20 protein-coding genes are annotated in these 21,691 nt (G+C 73.6%); 6 read left to right on the plus strand and 14 right to left on the minus strand.

The features are described from left to right. Positions 1–11: 11 nt before the first annotated feature. A complete protein-coding gene (locus NYF13_RS01885; RefSeq protein WP_315653742.1) occupies positions 12–191 on the plus strand; it encodes an LPXTG cell wall anchor domain-containing protein in 180 nt (59 codons plus the stop codon). 70 nt (positions 192–261) lie between these two features. Next, a complete protein-coding gene (wecB, locus tag NYF13_RS01890; RefSeq protein WP_315657151.1) occupies positions 262–1,419 on the plus strand; it encodes a non-hydrolyzing UDP-N-acetylglucosamine 2-epimerase in 1,158 nt (385 codons plus the stop codon). Between the two features lie 41 nt (positions 1,420–1,460). On the opposite strand, the gene tsaD is transcribed toward wecB, so the two are convergent. Genes tsaD through tsaB form a run of 3 tightly spaced genes read right to left on the minus strand, consistent with a single transcriptional unit; the run spans position 1,461 to position 3,660 of the window. Continuing rightward, the gene (gene tsaD, locus NYF13_RS01895) at positions 1,461–2,507 is read right to left on the minus strand and encodes a tRNA (adenosine(37)-N6)-threonylcarbamoyltransferase complex transferase subunit TsaD (RefSeq protein ID WP_315653743.1); all 1,047 of its coding nucleotides are present in this window, start codon (positions 2,505–2,507) and stop codon (positions 1,461–1,463) included. Further along, a complete protein-coding gene (rimI, locus tag NYF13_RS01900) occupies positions 2,507–2,989 on the minus strand; it encodes a ribosomal protein S18-alanine N-acetyltransferase (RefSeq protein WP_315653744.1) in 483 nt (160 codons plus the stop codon). The genes tsaD and rimI overlap by 1 nt, the downstream gene beginning before the upstream one ends. Beyond that, the gene (gene tsaB / locus NYF13_RS01905; RefSeq protein WP_315653745.1) at positions 2,986–3,660 is read right to left on the minus strand and encodes a tRNA (adenosine(37)-N6)-threonylcarbamoyltransferase complex dimerization subunit type 1 TsaB; all 675 of its coding nucleotides are present in this window, start codon (positions 3,658–3,660) and stop codon (positions 2,986–2,988) included. The genes rimI and tsaB overlap by 4 nt, the downstream gene beginning before the upstream one ends. Positions 3,661–3,817: 157 nt before the next feature. Between tsaB and NYF13_RS01910 the strand changes: the two genes are divergently transcribed. The 3 genes from NYF13_RS01910 to NYF13_RS01920 are packed head-to-tail and all read left to right on the plus strand — an operon-like array spanning position 3,818 to position 7,553. Further along, entirely contained in the window at positions 3,818–5,239 is a 1,422-nt protein-coding gene (locus NYF13_RS01910) for an acyl-CoA synthetase (protein ID WP_315653746.1), read from the plus strand. Next, complete coding sequence (locus NYF13_RS01915; RefSeq protein WP_315653747.1) at positions 5,236–6,612, plus strand: carboxyl transferase domain-containing protein; 1,377 nt, start codon at positions 5,236–5,238, stop codon at positions 6,610–6,612. The genes NYF13_RS01910 and NYF13_RS01915 overlap by 4 nt, the downstream gene beginning before the upstream one ends. Beyond that, the gene (locus NYF13_RS01920; protein ID WP_315653748.1) at positions 6,609–7,553 is read left to right on the plus strand and encodes a squalene cyclase; all 945 of its coding nucleotides are present in this window, start codon (positions 6,609–6,611) and stop codon (positions 7,551–7,553) included. The genes NYF13_RS01915 and NYF13_RS01920 overlap by 4 nt, the downstream gene beginning before the upstream one ends. Positions 7,554–7,581: 28 nt before the next feature. On the opposite strand, the gene tsaE is transcribed toward NYF13_RS01920, so the two are convergent. The 8 genes from tsaE to glmS form a co-directional block, all read right to left on the minus strand. After that, positions 7,582–8,046: a tRNA (adenosine(37)-N6)-threonylcarbamoyltransferase complex ATPase subunit type 1 TsaE gene (tsaE, locus tag NYF13_RS01925; RefSeq protein ID WP_396286376.1), complete on the minus strand. Its 465-nt coding sequence runs from the start codon at positions 8,044–8,046 to the stop codon at positions 7,582–7,584. Next, on the minus strand, positions 8,043–9,134 hold the full coding sequence (locus NYF13_RS01930) for an alpha/beta hydrolase (RefSeq protein ID WP_315653750.1): 1,092 nt from the start codon (positions 9,132–9,134) through the stop codon (positions 8,043–8,045). The genes tsaE and NYF13_RS01930 overlap by 4 nt, the downstream gene beginning before the upstream one ends. Beyond that, complete coding sequence (gene alr / locus NYF13_RS01935) at positions 9,131–10,249, minus strand: alanine racemase (RefSeq protein ID WP_315653751.1); 1,119 nt, start codon at positions 10,247–10,249, stop codon at positions 9,131–9,133. The genes NYF13_RS01930 and alr overlap by 4 nt, the downstream gene beginning before the upstream one ends. Positions 10,250–10,278: 29 nt before the next feature. After that, the gene (locus NYF13_RS01940) at positions 10,279–11,370 is read right to left on the minus strand and encodes a sn-glycerol-3-phosphate ABC transporter ATP-binding protein UgpC (protein WP_315653752.1); all 1,092 of its coding nucleotides are present in this window, start codon (positions 11,368–11,370) and stop codon (positions 10,279–10,281) included. A gap of 3 nt (positions 11,371–11,373) precedes the next feature. Next, positions 11,374–12,813, minus strand: a complete 1,440-nt coding sequence (xylB, locus tag NYF13_RS01945) for a xylulokinase (protein WP_315653753.1) — start codon at positions 12,811–12,813, stop codon at positions 11,374–11,376. Beyond that, entirely contained in the window at positions 12,803–13,606 is an 804-nt protein-coding gene (locus NYF13_RS01950) for a DeoR/GlpR family DNA-binding transcription regulator (protein ID WP_315653754.1), read from the minus strand. Before NYF13_RS01950 ends, xylB begins: the two co-directional genes overlap by 11 nt. Before the next feature lie 130 nt (positions 13,607–13,736). Then, on the minus strand, positions 13,737–15,194 hold the full coding sequence (locus NYF13_RS01955; protein WP_315653755.1) for an NAD(P)H-hydrate dehydratase: 1,458 nt from the start codon (positions 15,192–15,194) through the stop codon (positions 13,737–13,739). A 30-nt stretch (positions 15,195–15,224) separates the two neighbouring features. Next, positions 15,225–17,087, minus strand: coding sequence for a glutamine--fructose-6-phosphate transaminase (isomerizing) (gene glmS / locus NYF13_RS01960; RefSeq protein WP_315653756.1), 1,863 nt, complete (start codon positions 17,085–17,087; stop codon positions 15,225–15,227). A gap of 218 nt (positions 17,088–17,305) precedes the next feature. On the opposite strand from glmS, the gene NYF13_RS01965 reads away from it, so the two are divergent. After that, a complete protein-coding gene (locus NYF13_RS01965; protein ID WP_315653757.1) occupies positions 17,306–18,253 on the plus strand; it encodes a chlorophyllase/cutinase-like alpha/beta fold protein in 948 nt (315 codons plus the stop codon). 47 nt (positions 18,254–18,300) lie between these two features. Here NYF13_RS01965 and NYF13_RS01970 read toward each other — a convergent pair whose 3' ends face one another. The 3 genes from NYF13_RS01970 to NYF13_RS01980 are packed head-to-tail and all read right to left on the minus strand — an operon-like array spanning position 18,301 to position 21,582. Further along, positions 18,301–18,747: a hypothetical protein gene (locus NYF13_RS01970; RefSeq protein ID WP_315653758.1), complete on the minus strand. Its 447-nt coding sequence runs from the start codon at positions 18,745–18,747 to the stop codon at positions 18,301–18,303. 25 nt (positions 18,748–18,772) lie between these two features. Next, complete coding sequence (locus NYF13_RS01975) at positions 18,773–21,274, minus strand: hypothetical protein (RefSeq protein WP_315653759.1); 2,502 nt, start codon at positions 21,272–21,274, stop codon at positions 18,773–18,775. Then, on the minus strand, positions 21,271–21,582 hold the full coding sequence (locus tag NYF13_RS01980) for a hypothetical protein (RefSeq protein ID WP_315653760.1): 312 nt from the start codon (positions 21,580–21,582) through the stop codon (positions 21,271–21,273). Before NYF13_RS01980 ends, NYF13_RS01975 begins: the two co-directional genes overlap by 4 nt. Positions 21,583–21,691 lie beyond the last annotated feature (109 nt).

Below are 21,691 nucleotides of genomic sequence, written 5' to 3' on the forward strand. Positions count from 1 at the left end.
GGGGTGATCCGATGTACAAGATGCCAGGCACGGGGGTCGGCGTCGCCGGAGGCGGCGTCGGGACCCTGGCCACCACCGGGGCCGACGTCGGCTGGTGGCTGGCGATCGGCGTGCTGCTGGTGGTCCTCGGGACCGTCGCGGTGATCGCCGCCCACCGCCGCAATCGCCGCCTCGCCCGGACTCGGGGCTAGAGGAACCCGGGCTGCCGGCCGAGCGGGTCGGCAGCCCGGGATCTCCGGAACACTCGAAAGCGTGGAACCTGTGGAAGTGATGTTGCTGGCCGGCACCCGGCCGGAAGCCGTGAAGCTCGCCCCGCTGGCCCTGGCCCTCGGCCGGGGGCGGGGGCTGCACCCGCTGCTCGTGCACAGCGGGCAGCACCAGGGCATGGTCGAGCAGGCGCTGGCTCCGTTCGGGCTCGGCGTCGACGCGTGGCTGGACGTCCCGCCGCGGGTCGCGGGCACGCAGGCCGAGCTGGTGTCCGGGCTGCTGCCGGCACTCGACGCGTTGCTGCGGCGGCTCTCCCCGGCCGCCGTCGTGGTACAGGGCGACACGACCACTGGGCTGGCCGGCGCGCTCGCCGCGTTCTGGCTCGGAATCCCCGTGGTGCACCTGGAAGCCGGTTTGCGCACGCACGATCTGGCCGCGCCGTTCCCCGAGGAGGGCACGCGCCAGCTCATCTCGCGGATCGCGGCACTGCACCTCGCGCCCACCGCCGGCGCGGTGGCGGCGCTGCGCGCGGAGGGCATCGACCCCGCCCGGATCGCGCTGACCGGGAACACCGTGGTCGACGCGGTGCTGGCCATCGTGGCCCGGGATCGGCCGGCCGGCAACCCGGGCCTGGCCCTGCTGGAGATGGAGATCGCCGAGACCGGGGGCCGGCTGGTGCTGGTCACCTCGCACCGGCGCGAATCCTGGGGCGAGCCGCTGGCCCGGACGCTGGACGCGGTCCGGCGGATCGTCGACGGGCACCCGGACGTGCAGGTGCTGTTCCCGGTGCACCCCAACCCGGACGTGCGCGCGCAGGTGGTCGAAGCGCTCGGCCGATGCCCGCGGGTGACCGTCACCGAGCCGCTGGAGTACCCGGACCTGGTCCGCGCGCTGCAGCTCGCGGCCCTGGTGCTGACCGATTCCGGCGGCATCCAGGAGGAGGCCCCGACCTTCGGAACCCCGGTGCTGGTGCTGCGCGAGGTGACCGAACGCGCGGAGGCGATCGAGGCCGGCTGTGCCTGGCTGGTCGGCACCGACCCGGCTGCGATCATCAGTACCGCGGGCCGGGTGCTGCGCGGCGAACTGCGTGCGTCTTCGGCCGGGAACCCTTACGGGGACGGCAAAGCAGCCGAGCTGGCGACCGCCGCGATCGAGCGGCTGCTGGGCGTGGCCGAGGAGCGCTTGCCCGATCTGGAGCAGATCCGCGGCTGAGCCCGGCCTACAGCGACACCCGGCTTACAGCGACACCCGGCTCACAAGGACACGATGTCCACCGGCAGCGCCGGGTCGGCCGAGAAGTCCAGGGCCGCCACCGGACGGTCCGCCGCGACCACGTGCGCGCCCAGGGCCGCGATCATCGCGCCGTTGTCCGTGCACAGACGGGGGCGGGGCACGCGCAGTTCGATGCCCGCCGCGGCGCAGCGTTCGGCCGCCAGCGAGGACAGCCGGGAGTTCGCCGCGACGCCGCCGGAGATGACCAGGGTGCCGATGCCCTGCTCCTTCGCCGCGCGGACGGCCTTGGCGGTCAGCACGTCGGCCACCGCCTCCTGGAACGAGGCGGCCACGTCGTTCACCGGGATCTCGGCGCCGCCGCGCTCGGCGTTCTCCACCCAGCGCGCGACGGCCGTCTTCAGGCCCGAGAACGAGAAGTCGTACTTGGCGTCGCGGGGCCCGGTCATGCCGCGTGGGAACGCGATGGCGGACGGGTTGCCCTCCCTCGCGGCCTGGTCGATCGGCGGACCACCCGGGTAGGGCAGGCCCAGCACCCGCGCCACCTTGTCGTAGGCCTCGCCCGCGGCGTCGTCCACAGTGGACCCCAGCTCGGTGATCTTCGAAGCGATGTCGTCCACCCGCAGCAGTTGCGTGTGCCCGCCCGAGACGAGCAGCGCCAGCACCGGCGAGGGCAGCGGACCGTGCTGAAGCGTGTCCACCGCGATGTGGCCGGCCAGGTGGTTCACGCCGTAGAGCGGCACGTCGAGCGCCGTGGCGTAGGCCTTCGCCGCCGAGACGCCGACCAGCAGCGCACCCGCCAGCCCGGGGCCCGCGGTCACCGCGATGGCGTCCACATCGGACAGCTTCAGGCCCGCGGTCGCGAACGCCCGCTCGGCCGTGGGCACCATGGCTTCCAGGTGCGCCCGGCTCGCCACCTCCGGCACCACCCCGCCGAACCGCGCGTGCTGCTCGACGCTGGAGGCGACCTCGTCGGCGAGCAGCTCGACCGTGCCGTCGCCGGCCAGCCGGACGAGCCCGACGCCGGTCTCGTCGCACGAGCTCTCGATCCCCATGATGATGCGCGACATCAGCCGGCCACCTCGTCTCGCTCCGCGGCCCGCACCGGGCGGGCCATGGTGTACGCGTCGGCCCCGGAGGGCTGGTAGTAACGCTTCCGGACGCCGAGCTTCCGGAAGCCGTGCCGCTCGTACAGGCCGACCGCCGTGGTGTTGTCCGTGCGGACCTCGAGGAACACCGGCGCCCCCAGTTCGTCGGCCCGCTCCAGCAGCGCCCGCAGCAGCGCCTTGCCGACGCCCTGGCCCTGGGCCTCCGGCACGACGCCGATGGTGTGCACGCTGGTCTCGTACTCCCCGCGCCGGCCCACCACGGCGAGACCCGCGTAGCCGAGCAGCTCCCGGCCGTCGTCGGAGCGCGCGGCGAGGTAGTGGTGCCCCTGGTCCAGCTCGGAGTGGAAGGCCTGCGCGTTCCACGGGTCGTCGCCGGGGAACAGCACCCCCTCGATCTCCGCGCACTTGCGGACGTCGCTGCGGCGCAGCCGGTCGAGCTTCACGGCGCGGTCACCCGCTTGCGGCCGGTGGGTTCGACGGCATCCGGGCGGCGCAGGTACAGCGGGGTCAGCGGCTCCGGCTCGGCGCCGGACAGCAGGGCTTCGCGCGCCGTGGAGACCAGCCCGGCCGGGGAGGGGAAGCGTGGTTCGATCGGCGTCACCCCGGCGGCTTCGGCGTAGAGCACCGCGCCTTCGCCCGCGGCCAGGCGCACGGTGGTCTCGACCTCGGCCGGACGCTGCACGTGCGGCCCGTCCACCCGGGCGCCCGCGGCGTCGTAGGCGGCCCAGTAGACCTCGCGGCGACGCGCGTCGGTGAGCACGAGGAACGGGTCCTCGGTCCGCGCGGTGCCGAGCACGCCGGCGGCGATCGCGTCCAGGCTGCACACCGGGTACGCCGGGATGCCGAGCGCGTGCGAGAGCGCGGCGGCCGTGGCCAGTCCCGCGCGCAGACCGGTGAACGGACCGGGGCCGACGCCGCACACGACCGCCTCCAGCTCACGCAGGGTCACACCGGCCGCTTCGGCGGCGGCGAGGGCGTGCGGGGTGATCAGCTCGCCGTGGGCCCGCGCGTCGACCGTCACCCGGTCGGCACGGGTGCTCAGCCCCGCCTGGTCCACGGTGACGATGCCCGCGGTCACGGCCGGGGTCGAGGTGTCGATCGCCAGTACTAACACGGTGTCCCAGCCTACGACCAGGTCCGGGACGCATGACTGCCGGGCCGAATGGGCAACCCCGCAACACTGTGAACCGCGTCGCAGGTGGCGGGCGCCGCGGCGCGGTACCGTGCGAAGCCAGGCGCCGGTCGACGAAACGACGCAGGAGGTCCACGAAGTGACCGATCCGCTGTTCCCCGCGATCTCCACCGGTTCGGACACCGAGGCCCTGCGCTTCGGTGAGCGGGCCCTCAGTCACGCCCAGCTCGCGGCGGTGGCCGGTGCGCTGGCCCGGCGGCTGCCGGCCGACCGGGTGGCGGTGTGGGCCACGTCCACGCTCTCGACCAGCGTCGCCGTGGTGGCCGCGCTGCTCGCGGGGGTGCCCGCGGTGCCGGTGAACCCGAAGATCGGCGAACGCGAGCTGGCCCACATCGTCGCCGACAGCCGGCCCGCGCTGGTGCTGGCCGAACCCGGCGTCGAGCTGCCCGCCGGGCTGTCCGGGCTGCCGCGCCTCGACGTCACGCTCGACGGCGAAGGCCCGGTGCCCATCGACGAGCCCGATCCGGAGTCGCCGGCCCTGATCGTCTACACCTCGGGCACCACCGGCCCGCCCAAGGGCGTGGTGCTCTCCCGGCGCGCGATCTCCACGACCCTCGACGCGTTGGAGGACGCCTGGGACTGGCGGGCGGAAGACGTGCTCGTGCACGCCCTCCCGCTGTTCCACGTGCACGGGCTGATCCTCGGCATCCTCGGCCCGCTGCGCCGGGGCGGCTCGGTGCGCCACCTCGGCCGGTTCTCGACCGAGGGCGTCGCGCACGAGCTGGCCCACGGCGCGACCATGCTGTTCGGCGTGCCGACGATGTACCACCGGATCGCCGAGGCCGTGGCGGCCGACGACGAGCTGTCGGCCGCGCTGCGCGGCGCCCGGCTGCTGGTGTCCGGCTCCGCGGCGCTGCCGGTGCACGACCACCAGCGGATCACCGCGGCGACCGGGCAGCAGGTGGTGGAGCGGTACGGGATGACCGAGACGCTGATGAACACCAGCGTCCGCGCCGACGGCGAGCGCAAGCCGGGCACGGTCGGCGTACCGCTGGCCGGGGTCGGGCTGCGGCTGGTCGACGAGGCCGGGGCCGAGATCACCGAGCTGGAGACGGTCGGGGAGATCCAGGTCCGCGGGCCCAACCTGTTCACCGGGTACCTGAACCGGCCGGACGCCACGGCCGCCGCGTTCGACGGCGGCTGGTTCCGCACCGGCGACATGGCCACCCGCGACGCCGACGGGTACGTGAAGATCGTCGGCCGCAAGGCCACCGACCTGATCAAGAGCGGCGGGTACAAGATCGGCGCCGGGGAGATCGAGAACGCGCTGCTGGAGCACCCTCGGGTGGCCGAAGCGGCGGTCACCGGCGAGCCGGACGACGACCTCGGCGAGCGGATCGTCGCGTGGGTGGTGCCGGACGGCGAGCGGCCGACGGCCGAGGAGCTGGCCGGCCACGTCACCAGACTCCTGGCCCCGCACAAGCGGCCCCGGGTCGTGCGGTATCTGGAAGCGTTGCCGCGCAACGACATGGGCAAGGTCATGAAGCGGGCGCTGGGATGAGGCGGGCCCGCGAGGTGATCGAAGCGGTCTCGACCGGCTTCGAGGAACTGGACGTGTCCCCCGCCGACACCACCGGCACCGCCGGCACAACCCACACCACCGGCACCGATGGCCCGGACGGCCCGATCGGCTGGCCCGGCCACGGTGAGGCCCGGGCCGCGGCGGCCGCGCGCAGTGGCGAATCCGAGTCGGTGGTCGTCGGCACGGCGCGCATCGGCGACGTCGAGGCGGTGCTGATCACCTGGGAGTTCGAGTTCCTCGGTGGTTCGATCGGGCCGCGCACCGGCGACCGGGTGGAAGCCGCTTTCGCCAAGGCGTGTGCGCTGAAGCTGCCCGTGGTCTCGCTGATCGCGACCGGCGGCAGCCGGACGCAGCACGGTATGCGCGCGCTCTCGCAGCTACAACGGATTGCGCGCGCTTCGGCGTCGGCCAGGAAAGCCGGCGTCGCGCAGATCTCCGTGCTGCGTGATCCGACGACGGGCGGTGGCTGGGCGACGCTCGGTGCGGGCGCCGATGTGGTGCTCGCGCTGCCGGAGGCTCAGGTCGGCTTCGCGGGCTCGCGGGTCCGGCCGGCGACGTCGCCAGCCGAGGCGTACACGGCCGAGGCCAAGTACGAGTGGGGCCAGATCGATCAGCTCGTCGAGCCCGAAGACCTGCCTGACGTACTGGCGCGGTGGCTGCTCCTTCTGACCTCTCGCTCGACCGCAGCCGTCTCGCCCCCTTCGGCGTTACGCGCGGTGAAGCCGCCGGAGTCGGGTTGGGACGCTGTACGCGCCGCACGTGCGTCTTCCCGCGCCCACGCCGCTGAGTACCTCGACAGCTACTTCGACTGGCGCGAACCGATCCACGGCGACCGCACCGGCAGCGTCGACGAAGGCGTGCTGTGCGGCTTCGGACGGCTCGGTGACCGCTCGGTCGCGTACGCGGCTCAGTGCGGCACCGCCACGCGTCCGGCCGGTTTTCGCACGGCGGCCCGTCTCGTACGGCTGGCGTCAAGGCTGGGCATTCCCGTGCTGACGCTGGTCGACACCCCGGGCGCGGCCAACGACGCGGACGCCGAGCAGTCCGGGGCCGGGGCGGCCATCGCGGAGCTGTTCGAGGCGATCGCCTCGGCCGAGGTCCCGGTGACCACCCTGGTCATCGGTGAGGGCGGTTCGGGCGGCGCGATGGCGTTCGCGGCGCCGGGCTCGACCTGGATCGCACCGGACGCGTACTTCTCCGTCACCTCACCGGAAGCGGCCGCGGCGATCCTGAAACGGCCGATGACGGAGATCTCGGAAATCGCCGAGCGGCTGCGGCTGCGCCCGCAGGACCTGGTCGAGCTGGGCATCGCGAAGGGGATCGTGAGGGCCTCGGGGGCAGCTTCGTCGTGATCGAGTGGCTGCTCGACTCGGACCCGGCCCTGCGCTGGCAGGTCGAGCGCGACCTGGGCCACGAACCGCCCGAGGTCTGGCAGGCGACGCGGGCCCGGGTCGCGACCGAGGGTTTCGGCGCGCGTCTGCTCGCGCTCCAGGACCGGGACGGCCAGTGGGCGGGCGGCGCGTTCTTCCCGGCCGGCTACCGCGGTGACGAGGAAGGCCAGCCGTGGACGGCCACGACCTGGTCACTGAACTCGCTGCGGGAGTGGGGACTGGACCCCGCCGTGTTGCGGGAGCGCCGCACGGTCGAGCTGCTCACGCAGAACTGCCGCTGGGAGTACGAAAACCGGCCGTACTGGGGCGGGGAGGTCGACTGCTGCATCAACGCCTGGACGGTGCTGAACGGCCTGTGGCTCGGCGCCGAGGTCACCGGCGTCGTCGACTGGTTCGTCGAGCACCGGCTGCCGGACGGCGGCTGGAACTGCGCGTGGGTCGAGGGTTCGACCCGGTCGTCGGTCCACTCGACCCTGAACGCGCTCAAGGGCCTGCTCGCCCACGAGGTGGCCACCGGCGGTACGGACGCCACCCGTTCGGCTCGCCGCTCGGGTGAGGAATACCTGTTGCGGCGCAAGCTTTTCCGCCGGCTTTCGACGGGCGAGCCGATAGCGCCGTGGGTGCGCGAGTTCGGTTACCCGTTCCGCTGGTCCTACACCGTGCTCACCGCGGCCGGGTACTTCCGCGAGGCCGCGCTGTTCGACGGCCGCCCGCCGGACCCGCGGATGGCCGAGGCGATCGAGCTGATCCGCGCCGCCCGGCCGCCGGACGGGCGCTGGCTCCAGGCCCGCCGCCACCCGGGCCGGGTGTGGTTCGAGGTGGACGCGGCGCCGGGCGAGCCGTCGAAGTGGCTCACCTTCGCGGGCCGCCGGGTGCTGGACTGGTGGGAAGGGCTGGGTTAAGCCCGGCCCGAAGCGCGCACGAGGCGGCTCAGGCCGGCCGCCGCAGATCCGCCGTGCGCGCGGCCCAGGTGCCGTGCGGCTCCAGCTCCACCACGCGCACGTCGTCTTCGCGGCGGTCGAGGCGGACCACCAGGTAATCGGCCGACAGCCGGTCCGCCGTGCCCTCGCCCCATTCGACCACCACGGCCGAGCGCTCCAGGTCCGTGTCCAGGTCCAGGTCGTCGAGCTGGGAGAGGTCGCCGCCCAGCCGGTAGGCGTCCACGTGGATCAGCGGCACGCCCGCGGTCCCGGCCGGGTGCACGCGGGCCAGCACGAACGTCGGCGAGCTGACCCGGCCGCCGACCCCGAGGCCGTCCGCGACGCCGCGGGTCAGCGTGGTCTTGCCCGCGCCGAGCGGGCCGGCCAGCAGCACCAGGTCGCCCGCGCGCAGGGACGCGCCGAGCGCCCGGCCGAACGCCATCGTGTCCTCGGGGGTCGTGAGCAGGAAGGTCACCGTTTCCACCACCAGTTCCGCCGGTTCGGGGTCGCGCTGCCGAAGCAGCGTTGCAGCAGGTCGATCAGGTGGCTGGTGACCAGCTCGGGCTGTTCCAGCAGCACCATGTGCCCGGCGCCGCGCACGCGGACCAGCTCCGCGTCGGGCAGCTCGGAGGCGATGCGCTCGGCGTGCGCGAACGGGGTGAACCGGTCGGAGTCGCCGCCGATCACCAGCACCTCGGCCGTTTTCAGACCGGCCAGCGCGGCGTAGCGGTTGTGGCTGCCGAGGGTGTCGATGAAGTTCACCAGCCCGCGCACCGGCGTCAGGTCCAGCATCCGGAGCATGAAGTCGACCAGCCGCGGCGAGACGTCGCGGCTGCCGAAGGCCAGTCTGCGCACGGCCTGGCGGGTGAGCTGGCCGCCCGCGGCCCGCACGAACTCCACCAGCCCCGGCTGCCAGCCCGCGAGGTTGCCGACGCCGCGGGTCAGCGGGTTGTACTTGGAAAGCAGCGGTCGCGGCAGCCCGTGCGCGCCCACTTCGCCGGCCGCGGTGGCGATGAACGCGACGCCGCGGACCCGTTCGGCGAACAACCCCGGGTTCTCGGCCGCCAGCTCCATGATCACCATGCCGCCCATGGAGTGTCCCATGAGGACGATCGGGCCGTCGGGCACCATCGCCCGCAGCACGCTGTCGAGGTCGCGCGCCAATTGCTCGATCGTGCTGGTCTCGGCCGAAGCCTGGCCGGACAGCCCGTGGCCGCGGTGGTCGTAGTACACCTGCCGCACGCGGGGCAGCCGCAGCGTGGCCAGGTCGCGGCGCTGGAAGTGCCAGCAACGGCGCGACAGCGCGAAACCGTGCACGCCGACGACCGTCAGCTCCGGTGTCCCACCGTCTTCCGGGTCGATCTCCTCGACCGAGAGGGGGGTGCCGTCCTCGGCCGCGACGGTGGAGGTCCGGTCGGGCTTCAGCTCGCCGAACGGCTCGTCCGCGTACGGGTCTTCGACCGGCCGGCGCTGCTGCGCGGCGACGAGCGCGGCCGCCGCCGTGCCGGTGGCCATGGCACCGACCCCGCCGACGATGGCCCACAGCCTTCGTGAAGGAGTCACGCCGTCTCCCCCCGGTACCGGCGGCGCACCCGCGGCCGGTACATCGAAGTGACGATCTCGTAGTCGATGGTGCCGAGCTTGTCGGCCCACTCCCGCGCGGTCGGCGCCCCGGCCGGGCCCGGTCCGAAGAGGACGACCTCGTCCCCGACCGCGGGCGCCTCGTCCCCGCAGTCGACCACGAGCTGGTCCATGCACACGCGCCCGGCCACCGGCCGCCGCCGCCCGCCCAGCCACACGTCCATCCGGCCGGACAGCGAGCGCGGCACCCCGTCGGCGTAGCCGACCGGCACCAGGGCCAGCGTGGTGTCGCGCTCGGCGGTCCACGTGTGTCCGTAGGAGACGGACTCGCCGGCCGGCAGCCGCTTGGTCAGCGCCACGGCGGAGCGGAAGGTCATCACCGGACGCAGGTCCTCGGGCCGCGGCACGGGGTTGAGCCCGTACACCGCGATCCCGGGGCGCACGAGGTCGAAGTGCAGGTCCGGCCGGGTCAGCACGGCGGCGGAGTTGGCCAGGTGGCGGATCGGTTCCAGACCGGCGGCCCGCGCGATGTCGTAGGCCTCCGAGAAGCGCTTCGCCTGCGCGTCGACCGACGGGTGGTCCGGCTCGTCCGCGCAGGCCAGGTGCGACCAGACGGCGACGACCTCGACCCGGGGCTCGGCCGCCGCGGCCTCGACCAGCTCCGGCCACTCGGCCGGCGGGCAGCCGTTGCGGGAGAGCCCGGTGTCGATCTTGAGGTGCACCCGCGCCCGTTTACCGGCCCGGCCGGCCGCCTCGGCGATCCGGGCGAGCTCGCCGGCGGAGCTGGCCGTGAGGTCGACGTCCGCTTCGACGCCGGGGGCGAAATCGGCCGTCGGCAGGTCGAGCCAGCTCAGCAGCCGGGCGGTGATGCCGCCCTCCCGCAGGTCCAGCGCCTCGCGCAACGAGCACGTGCCCAGCCAGGTGGCCCCGGCCTCGACCGCCGCGCGCGCGACGGGCAGCGCGCCGTGGCCGTACGCGTCGGCCTTGACCACGGCCATCACTTCGGCGCCGGACGCGCGTTCGGCCAGCAGGGTCACGTTGTGGCGCAGGGCGTGGAGGTCGATGAGCACCTCGGCCCGCGGGAAACCGGCAGTCATAACGACCACCAGCTTCCCACGTCACGGCGTCAGGGCAGGCGCAGCCCGGTGGTGCCGGAGAACACATGCAGTTCGTCCGAGCGGATCCGCAGGTGCAGGGTGTCGCCCATGCGGGGCGGGGTGCGCGGGTCGACGCGCGCGACGACGGTGGGCTGCGTGCCCTCGGCGTCCTCGCCGGCCAGCTTGCCGTAGACGTAGGCGTCCGAGCCCAGCTCCTCGACCAGCTCGACCTTCATCGGCAGCGTGCCCGCGGTGTCCGTGGTCACCTCCAGCGATTCCGGGCGGAAGCCCAGCGTGACCCGGCCGCCGTCGGCCGCGTCGAGGGTCTCCCGGCCCAGCGCCACGCTCGCACCGCCGAGCTCGGCCCCGTCGGCGGTCAGCTTCGCCGAAGCCAGGTTCATGGCCGGCGAGCCGATGAACCCGGCGACGAACACGTTCGCCGGGTGGTCGTAGAGCGCGCGCGGGGTGTCGCACTGCTGCAGCCGGCCGTCGGACAGCACCGCGACGCGGTCGCCCATGGTCATGGCCTCGACCTGGTCGTGCGTGACGTACACGGTGGTGACGCCGAGGCGGCGCTGCAGCGCGGCGATCTGCGTGCGGGTGGACACCCGCAGCTTGGCGTCCAGGTTGGACAGCGGCTCGTCCATCAGGAACACCTGCGGCTCACGCACGATCGCGCGGCCCATCGCGACCCGCTGGCGCTGGCCGCCCGACAGCGCCTTGGGCTTGCGGTCGAGGTAGTCCTCGATGTCGAGCAGCTTCGCCGCGTCGAGCACCTTCTGCTTGATCTCCGACGCCGGGCGGCCCGCGATCTTCAGCGCGAAGCCCATGTTCTGCGCCACGGTCATGTGCGGGTACAGCGCGTAGTTCTGGAAGACCATCGCGATGTCACGCGAGCGCGGCGGCAACTGCGTGACGTCGCGGTCGCCGATCCAGACGGCGCCGTCGTCGATGTCCTCGAGCCCGGCCAGCATGCGCAGCGCGGTCGACTTGCCGGAGCCGGACGGGCCGACGAGCACCAGGAACTCGCCGTCGGCGATCTCCAGTTCGAGCGCGTCGACGGCGGGCCGCTCGGTCCCGGCGTAGCGCCGGGACGCCTTGTCGTAGGTGATGGTGGCCATCGGTCAGTCCTCTCCGAATTTCGCGGGAACCCCGTGCGCGGCTTCGCGTGCCTCGAGGTGGCGTTGCTGGATCTCGTGGCCCGCGGCGCGCTGGGCCGCGGTCGGCTCGTCCAGTTCGAGCCGGTTTCCGGGTCCCTTCCCGGTCCAGGCGGGCGGCTCGGCGGAGCCGGCCAGCGCCCAGGCGGCCTGCCGCGCCGCGCCGAGGGCGACGTATTCGCCGACCTCGGGGATCACCACGGGCACGCCGAACACGATCGGCGCCACGGCCCGCACGGCCGCGGACTGCGCGCCGCCGCCGATCAGCAGCACCCGCCGGACCTCCAGGCCCTGGGCGCGGACGGCGTCGAGGCCGGCCAGCAGACCGCACAGCATGCCTTCGACCGAGGCGCGGGCCAGGTTCTCCGGGCTCATGTTCGCCCGGGTCAGGCCGTGCAGTGAGCCGGTGGCGCCGGGCAGGTTCGGCGTCCGCTCGCCGTCGAGGTAGGGCAGCAGCGTGAGCCCGCCCGCGCCCGGTTCGGCGGCCAGCGCGAGCCGGTCGAACCCGGCCAGGTCGACGCCCAGCACCGCGGCCCCCGAGGTGAGCACCCGGGCGGCGTTGAGGGCCGCGGTGAGCGGGAGGAACCGGCCGGTCGCGTCGGCGAACCCGGCGACCAGCCCGCTCGAGTCGGCCGAGCCCTGCTCCGCCAGCCCGAAGACGGTTCCGCTGGTGCCGATCGACACCACCGCGTCACCCGGTGCCAGCTCCAGGGCCAGCGCGGCGGCCATGTTGTCGCCGGTGCCGGCCGAGACGAGCATCCCGCTCTCGGTGTGCCCGGCGGCCTCGGCCGGGCCCAGTACCGAAGGCAGCTCGGGCGTGCGGCCGCCGAAGGCGTGGGCCAGCACGTCCAGCCGGTAGGTGTTCTCGGTCGGCGAGAAGTAGCCGGTGCCGGACGCGTCCCCGCGGTCGGTCACCGCCTTCTCGGGCCGGCCGAGCAGCTGCCAGGTCAGCCAGTCGTGCGGCAGCAGGACCCGCGCCACGCGGTCGGCGTGCTCCGGCTCGTGCTCGGCGAGCCAGCGCAGCTTGGTGACGGTGAAACTGGCGACCGGCACGGACCCGACGGACTCGGCCCAGGCCCCCGGCCCGCCCAGCTCGCCGGTGAGGTCCCGGGCGGCCTGCGCCGAGCGGGTGTCGTTCCACAGCAGCGCCGGGCGGACCACCGCACCGGCCTCGTCGACGGTGACCAGGCCGTGCTGCTGACCGCCGATGCCGATGGCCCCGACGCCGTCGAGCACGCCCTCGGTGGCCGCCCCGAACGCCGTCCACCACTCGGCGGGGTCCACCTCGGTGCCGTCCGGGTGCGGCGCGCGACCGGTGCGCACGACCTCACCCGTGCGCGCGTCGCAGACCACCACCTTCGACGACTGGGTCGACGAATCGACCCCGGCCACCAGCTCAGCTGTCATAGGGCTGCCCCTCCTCGACGTGTTCGACGGTCTCCACGGCCGTGCCCTCGTTCAGCGCGGCCTCGATCTCCTCGGTCGGGGTGAACTCGCTGGTCACCAGCAGGTCGTAGTCGCCGACGGAACCGTGCGCGTGGGTGGCGGTGCGGCCGAACCTCGAGTGCTCCAGCACCAGCACGGTGCGGTTCGCGGCGCGCAGCACGGCCTTCTTGAGCTCGGCGTAGTCGCGCACGGGGTGGTAGAGCCGCCCGACGGCCACGGCGCTGGCGGAGACGAACGCCACGTCGGCCCGGGTGCGCTCCAGCAGGGCCAGCACCTCCGGGCCGGAGCAGGAGTCGTACTCGGCGAGGTAACGGCCGCCGGCGAGCACCACCTCGGGCTGGGGGCCCAGCAGCCGCGCGGCCCGCAGGGAGTTGGTGACCACGGTCAGCCCCGGCACCTCGGCCAGCCGCTCGGCCAGCGGGAACAGGGTGGCGGAGTCGTCGAGGAACACGGTCTGCCCGGGCTCCACCTGCCGGATCGCGGCTTCGGCGAGCGCCGCCTTCTCGGCCGAGTGGAGCGTGAACCGGCTCGCGGTCTCCACGGTGAGCGCCGGGTACGCCTCGACCTTGCCGCGGAGCTTGCGCAGGAGCCGCCGCTCGTCGAGGTCGTCGAGGTCGCGGTGCACGGTCATCAGGCTGACCCCGAACCGGGCGGTGAGGTCGTCGATCCGTGCCGTCCCCACCTCGATGACGTGGTCGAGGATCGCCTGACGCCGCTGCTCGACCACGGCGTCCGAGGACCGGGTCCTAGACACGGTTCACCCCGACGGGGGTCGCCTGATCCGGGGTGTCGCCGATCACCCGAGATTTTTACCAGATATCGACGCGGGAGTTAACAGCAAACTCGATAACAAGCCGGCGCGAGTTGAGAACGGTACGGACCGCTCATGCGCCCTGAGCCCGACCGGCGGCCCGGACCACCCGCAGCGCCGCCGGGATCGCGTCGACGATGCCCGAGGCCGAGGTCGGCACGCCCTCCGCGCCCAGCGCCCCGGCCAGCGAGTGCACCTGCGCCGCCGCCGACGCCGCCAGCCACGGGTCCACACCGGCCGCCAGCAGGGAGCCGACCAGGCCGGTCAGCACGTCGCCGGAACCGGCGGTGGCCAGCCAGGAGCCACGCGGGGGGTTGACCGAGACTCGGCCGTCCGGCGCGGCGACCACGGTGCAGTGGCCCTTCAGCAGGATCACCGCGTTGTACTTCTTCGCCGCTTCGCGAGCGGCAGTGAGCCTGTCCGCACCGGGCTTGCGGCCCATCAGGCGCTCGTACTCCCCGGCGTGCGGCGTCAGCACGAGCGGGGTGTCCGGGTCACGCGCGTCGAGCACCGCCGGGTCGTGCGCGATGATCGTGGTGGCGTCGGCGTCCGCGCACACCGGCACGCCCTGGGACAGGACGTGGCGCAGCAGCTCACGGCCGTCCGCGCCGGTGCCGATGCCCGGGCCGACCACCCAGGCCTGCACGCGCCCGGCGTCGGTGACCGAGCCCGTCGCGACGATCTCCGGCCAGCGGGACCGGACGACCTCGGCCGCGTGCCCGGCGTAGCGGACCATCCCGGCCGTCGCGTGCACGGCCGAGCCGGAGGCGAGCACCGCCGCGCCCGGGTACGTCGCCGAGCCCGCCGCGATGCCGACGACGCCCTGGCTGTACTTGTCGTCCGCCGGGCCCGGGATGGGCCACACCGCGGCCACGTCGGCGAGTTCGAGCTGCCACAGGTCCGGCTCGTCCAGCCAGGGCCGCAGGCCGATGTCCACCAGCACCACTTCGCCGCACTCCCCCGGCGCCAGCGCGTGCACCGGCTTCAGCGCGCCGAAGGTGACCGTGCGGGTGGCCGTGACGTGCGGCCCGTCCACGGCACCGGTGTCCGGGTCCACGCCGCTCGGCAGGTCCACCGCGACCACGGGCGCTTCCACCCGCTCGACCAGCTTCGCCGCGTCCGGGCGCAGCGGGCCCTTCGCGGAGATGCCGACCACGCCGTCGACCACCACGTCCGCCCGCTCGATCCACTGTGGACCGTCCTCGACCGGCACCACGCGGCCCCCGAGGCGGCGCAGGGCGGCCAGTCCCGCCGCGTGCGCCTTCTCCGGCTTGAGCAGCACGGCCGAGACGGCCACGCCCCGGCGGCGCAGGAACGCGCCGGCCCACAGGGCGTCACCACCGTTGTCGCCGGACCCGACGAGCAGCACGACCCGGCGCCCGGACACCGAGCCGGTCGTCTCGGCCAGCAGGCCCGCGACCGACCCGGCCAGCCCGAAGGCGGCCCGGCGCATCAGCTCCCCGTCCGGGGTGCGGGCGAGCAGCCGCCCCTCCGCCGCCCGAATCCGTTCCGTGGTCCAGATCCCCAACACGGCGGCGGCCTCCCTCGTTGCTCCCCGCCGCTACTCGACGGTGACGGACTTCGCCAGGTTACGCGGCTTGTCGACGTCGTACCCGCGGGCGCGGGCGATCTCCGCCGCCAGCACCTGCAGCGGCACGGTGGACACCAGCGGTTGCAGCAGCGTCGGCACGGCCGGGATCTCGATCAGCTCGTCGGCGAACGGCCGCACGGTCTCGTCGCCCTCTTCGGCGATCACGATCGTGCGCGCGCCCCGGGCCTGGATCTCGCTGATGTTCGACACGAGCTTGGAGTGCAGCACCGCGCGGCCCTTCGGCGAAGGCATCACGACCACCACCGGAAGGCCCTCTTCGATCAGCGCGATCGGACCGTGCTTCAGCTCACCGGCCGCGAAACCCTCGGCGTGCATGTACGCCAGCTCCTTGAGCTTCAGCGCGCCTTCCAGCGCCACTGGGAACCCGACGTGGCGGCCGAGGAACAGCACCGCGCGCGAATCGGCGATGCGCCGGGCCAGCTCGCGGGTCTGCTCCACAGTGGACAGCACCTTCTGCACCGCGGCCGGCATGGCTTCCAGCTCGGCGAACTCGCGGGCCACCTCGTCCGGGTACTTCGTGCCGCGGGCCTGCGCCAGGGCCAGGCCCACCAGGTAGTTGGCCGCGATCTGGGCGAGGAACGCCTTGGTCGAGGCGACGCCGATCTCCGGGCCGGCGTGGGTGTAGAGCACGGCGTCGGACTCACGCGGGATCTGCGCGCCGTTGGTGTTGCAGACGGCCAGCACCCGCGCCTTCTGCTCACGCGCGTGGCGAACGGCCTCCAGCGTGTCGGCCGTCTCGCCGGACTGGGACACGGCGACGACCAGCGTGTCGCGGTCCAGCACCGGGTCGCGGTAGCGGAATTCGCTGGCCAGCTCGACCTCGACCGGCAGCCGGGTCCAGTGCTCGATCGCGTACTTGGCGACCAGCCCGGAGTGGTAGGCCGAACCGCAGGCCACCACGAAGACCTTGTCGACGTCGCGCAGGTCCTGGTCGGAGATGCGCTGCTCGTCGAGGATGATGCGGCCGGACTCGAAGTGCCCGCGCAGCGTGTTGGCCAGCGCCTCGGGCTGCTCGTCGATCTCCTTGAGCATGAAGTACTCGTGGCCGCCCTTCTCGGCGGCGCTGAGGTCCCAGTCGACGGTGAACGGCTTGGCCTGCGCGGCATCGCCGTGGAAGTCGGTCACCTGGTAGCCGTCGCGGGTGATCACCACGAGCTGGTCCTGCCCCAGCTCGACGGCCTCGCGCGTGTGCTCGATGAACGCGGCGACGTCGGAAGCGACGAAGGTCTCGCCCTCGCCGACCCCCACCACCAGCGGCGAGGACCGGCGCGCGGCGACGATCGTGTCCGGGTGGTCGGCGTGCGTCACGACCAGCGTGAACGCACCTTCCAACCGGCGGCAGACGGCGGCGACGCAGGCCGCGAAGTCACCCTCGGTCTCGCCGCGGTCGTAGGCGCGGGCGACCAGGTGCGCGGCGGTTTCGGAGTCGGTGTCGCTGGCCATCTCGACGCCTTCCGCCTCCAGCTCGGACCGGAGGGCGGCGAAGTTCTCGATGATGCCGTTGTGCACCACGGCGACGCGCTGGGACGCGTCACGGTGCGGGTGCGAGTTGCGGTCCACCGGGGCGCCGTGCGTCGCCCAGCGGGTGTGCCCCATGCCGGCGGTGCCCGCGAAGGCCCCCCGGCCGACCTCGTCGAGCCGGGCCTCCAGGTTCGCCAGGCGACCGGCCTTGCGCTCGACGTTCAGCGCCCCGGCGCCGTCCAGCACCGCGACGCCGGCCGAGTCGTAGCCGCGGTACTCCATGCGCCGCAGACCGCCGAGAACGACGTCCAGAGCCGACCGGTGTCCGACATATCCCACGATTCCACACACGCCGACAAGCCTAACGAGGGATGTCCAGTCCCCTACTCCGGTACCTTGACGAGCGGTTTCGTACCGGTTGACCAGGTGTTTCGCTCACCGGGACGGGATCGGGCGGCCCGGTCCGCGGCCACCCCTCGAACGGGACCGGCACCGGTCGCCCGGGGGCCGGCGCGCGGGCCGGAGCGGCGGACGGGCCGGGCGCGGGCCCGGGCAGTAAGGTCACGCGCATGGCCAGCAAGCCCAAGCAGCTGCTCGCGGAGCTGTCACACCAGGGTCCCCACGAGGTCCTGCGCGGCAATCTCGCCCTGGTGGGGCTGCCCGGAATCGTGTTCACCCCCCGGAGCGGCCTCGGGCTGCCCGCCATCGCGTTCGGGCACGGCTGGGTGCAGCCCACCGGCCGGTACCGCCAGCTCCTGCACCACCTGGCCAGCTGGGGCGTGGTCGCCGCGGCGCCCGCCACCCAGCGCGGCCCGCTGCCCTCGCACCGGCTGCTGGCCACCGACCTGCTGACCACGCTCGACGTGATCACGACGGTCCGCCTCGGCCCGGACGGCATCAGCGTCGACCCGGAGAAGCTCGGCCTGGCCGGCCACTCCACCGGCGGCGGGGCCGCGGTGCTGGCCGCGGGCACCTCCGCCGCCGCCCACGCCACGGACCCGGACGGGCCCCGGACCGGCCGGGTCGAGGCGGCACCCGCGGCCGGTGGCGGCGCGACCCGGGCCGACGTCCCGTCCGGTTCGGCTTCCACCGACGCCGAGCTGTTCGGCCGGACCTACCCGCGGATCGGGGCCGTCGCCACCATCACCGCGGCCCAGACCCTCCCCCCGGCCACCGAGGCCGCGAAGCTGATCACCGCGCCCGGACTGCACCTGGCCGCGGAGGAGGACCTGGTCGCCCCGGCCGTCGGCCACGCCGAAGCGGTGGCCAACGCCTGGGCCGGACCGGTCCAGCTGCGCACGCTCGGGAAAGCCTCGCACCTCGGTGTCACGGAGGGCCGGCACTGGAGCCAGCTCCTGCTGCACGGCAAGCCCCACCGCGGCACCCAGCAGCTGACGCGCGCCCTGTTCACCGCGTTCTTCCTGACCCACCTGACCGGCACGGACAAGTACCGTCCGCTGCTGGAGTCGGACGTGAAGCGCGCCCCCATCGACCTGCCGGAGGAGCCTGCGGCCTGAGCCGCTGCCGCTCGAAACCACCGGCGCGGCGGAAGAGCCGGCGTGGGTCAGGTGGCCAGCCAGTCGGTGTCGGCGAAGTCGGCTTCGTCGGAGTTGGCCGCTTCACGCCGGTGCCGCCCGGATCCCGGCGGTACGGGCAGTGGCTCGGTCTTGGGCGGAGCGGGGCGGTCACCGGGCTCGGCCGGAGCGCGATAGCCGGTGCGGCGGTCCTTACCGGCGTCGTCGTCCTCGAACCCGAAGCTGCGCTCGGTGCCGGGTTTCTCCCCGACCGTCGACTCGGTCGCCCAGCCCCCCGCGGCCTTGGCCCGGCGGTTGCGCTCCTGCAGGCGGACGAACACCGCACCCTGGATCTTGCCCTGCTTCTCGAGCTTTTCCCGGCTCTGCGCGACGGCCTCTTCCCGGCTGCGGTCCAGCAACGCGGACCGGGCCGTGTTCTCCGCCTCGAGGCTCGACAGCTTCGCGCGCATCGCCGCCAGCGCGTCTTCGGAACTCATCGGGCCCTTCTCCTTCCGGCCCCGGTCACCGCGAGCCGACGGCGCTATCGTCGTCGAGCGAACCGCTGATCCGCCCACCCGAGCCGGACGAGCCGAACAACCCGCGGTCCACCCGGTACGGCCCGGCGGAGCGCTCCTGCTCCGGCGCGCCGTTGCCACCGGCGGCACCACCCATCAGACCGCCGCCCATCAGACCGCCGCCCATCGTGTCCATCGGGGCGGACTCCACGTGCTGGCCGTCGGGAGTGGGCGCGTCGCCCAACCCGGACTCGGCCGGATCGCTCGCCCCACCGCCACCCGGCCCGCCCGGGTCCACGGTCGCGCCCAGCCCGTCGTCGGGCGGCCCGCCGAGCCCGCTGTGACTGTCCAGCGGATTGAGCAGCGACTGGGCCGAAGTCGCCTCATCGGGCCCGGAATCCCCTGGCGCCGCAACCACCTGCGCCGGTCCGGGCCCGGCCGGAACCGCCTGAGCCGCGGGGTGGCCGTACGTGGCCGCGCCGGGGTGGACCGCATCCGGTGGCGCCGCCGGGTCGTGGCCGCCAGCACCGGGGTGGTCGACGGGCACCGGGCCCGGCGCGCTGGGGTCGCCCGGTACGGCCGCGCTGCCGACCTCGGCGGCGCTACCGGACGTGGCGGCGCTGCCAGGCGTGGCGGCGCCGTCGTAGCCGCCGGTAGTCGTGGAACCACTGATGGGCTCCGCGGCGGCCGGATCGGCGCCGAGGGTGTACTTGACCGGATCGCCGCTGCCGTCGTCGACCGTCACCACGGTCGGGCCACCGGCGCCTTCGGGCCGTTCGGCGGTGATCTCGAGGGAGCCGTCCTCGACGTGGATCTTGCCGTCCGGGCCGGGGTGGTGGTCACCGCCCGCGCCGGCACCCCCCGTGCCGTCGCCCGGAGTCCCGTTCGGCGCCCCGTTCAGCGCGGACCGGTCCTCGGGGCCGAAGCCGAGCCGGTAGTCCTTCCCCGGGCCGGAGCCGTCGCCGACCTCGATGTCCAGCCGGCCGTCCGGACCCGGTCCGGTCATGACGATCCGGTGGCCGCCCTGCTCGACGGTCATCGATTCCGGGGTGGCCGCACCGGTCTTGATCGCGGCGCCCGTGCGGGGGTCGATCGGGTAAGGCGGCCCGGTCCCGGGATCGGACTCGAGCGCCTGGTGGGTGACCGGGTTCCGGCTCGGGTCCGGCACCTCCGGCGGCTTCGGCGGCGGACCCGCCGGCGCGGGCGGCGGCGGGTTCACACCCCCGCCCCCGCTACCGACGCCGGGTCCGGAGGCCGGACCGGACCCGGGACCCGGGCCGGAACCGCCGGTCTTCGTCGCCCCACCGTCGTCCGCGGGCTTGCCGACGTCTGCGAACGGGTCCTCCGGCAGCTTCAGCAGGAAGTCCGACAACGCCTTCCACGCCCCGTCGACCGCCGTGTGCGTGTTGGCGCACATGGTCTTGAAGTCGCGGACGTACCCGTCGAAGAACTTGCCGAAGTTGTTCTTCAGGTACTCGGTGCACTGGTCGACGATGTGGTTGACGGTGTCGTCGTCGAGGTTGCAGTCGTCGTCGTCGATCAGGTCCTGCGACTCGCGGTCCAGGAACCTGGCGCAGTGCTTGAAGTCGTCCTGGCTCGCGTTGCCGCGCAGCTCGACGATGCGGATGATCCGGTCCAGGTCCTGCGCGGTGACCGGGCCGAGCGCGTCCACGCGGTACTTGATCACCCAGTTCGCCTTGTCCCGGCAGGCTTTGCCCACCGAGCCGACCGCCGCCAGCATCGCGTCGGCCGCGTGCCCCAGGCCGTCCGCGGTGGTCTTCGCGTCGGCGAAGTAGTTCTTCCGGAACGCTTTGGCCTGGTCCGCCGCGCCGCCCTGCCAGTTCGCGAGGTCGGTCGCGAGCTGCCCCTTCACGTCGTTCGACGAATCCGTGACGGCGGCCTTCAGCCTGGTGAACTCGTCCGCGCCCGCGACGAACTTCGTGAACGGGATCTTGCGCTGCTCGTTGTAGAGCTTGTACAGATCGTCCTTGTTGGCGGGCTGGTAAGTACCGACGGCGGCGACCGCGCGGTCGAACAGCGGCACGAAGACGTCGAACGTCCGCATCCCGGCCTGGCCGAGGTCGAGGATCTCGTCGGAGGTGTTCGCGCCAGCGTTCGTCGCGGACGCGCGCCCGGCCATCCCGTCGAGCTTGCCCTTGGCGTCGTCGGCGGCCTTCTTGTCCGCCTGACGGCCGTTGGCCTGGCTCTGGTCGTAGATGTCCTTCGCGTGCGAGTACGCGGAGTAGACGTCGCTCTCGTCGTGGTCGTCCTCGGCGTCTTCCGGCGGATCCTCGCTCAGCGCCAGGTCACGCTTGACCTTGTCCCGCCACTGCTCGAATTCGGCCTGGTCCTTGAAGCCGTACTGGGTGGGGTCGTCCTCGTCGTCGACGTACTCCAGGTACTTCCAGGCCAGGTCCGACCCGGCCTGGGTCTTCAGCAGCTGGGGGTCGTAGAGGATCTGCTCGATCTCCTGCTTGGACGGGACGTCGTCACCGGCGCTCGCGCTCATTCGCCCGCACCCCCGGCCGCCCGGGCGCTGTCGGCCTCGTTGGCCCGGTAACGCCCGCCCGCCGCGTTCAGCCTCTGCGAGAAGGCTTCCGAAGCCTTGAGGTAGGCGTCACCCATCCCGGCCAGCCGCAGCACGCCGGCGTGGTAGGAGTCGAAGTTGCCCCCGTGTGCCTCACCGAAATCGGCGGCGGCGATCCGGACGTCCTTGACGGCCGCCAACGGCTGCTGCACCGTGGCGTGCGGCGTCTCGCGCACGGCCCTGGCCGCACTCGTCAGCGCTTCCGTGTCGACCCTGTGGCCGCCCGCCATCGCTCGTCCTCCCTCGAAGCCCCTGCCCTGTACCGCGCACTTGGACGCACGGGAACGCCGTCCGGTGCCATCGGAATGTACCTGCTCAGCGAAGGCGGGCGCAGCGGTT

Origin of the sequence: Amycolatopsis sp. PS_44_ISF1, from assembly GCF_032335455.1 — a bacterium.
Taxonomy (GTDB): domain Bacteria; phylum Actinomycetota; class Actinomycetes; order Mycobacteriales; family Pseudonocardiaceae; genus Amycolatopsis.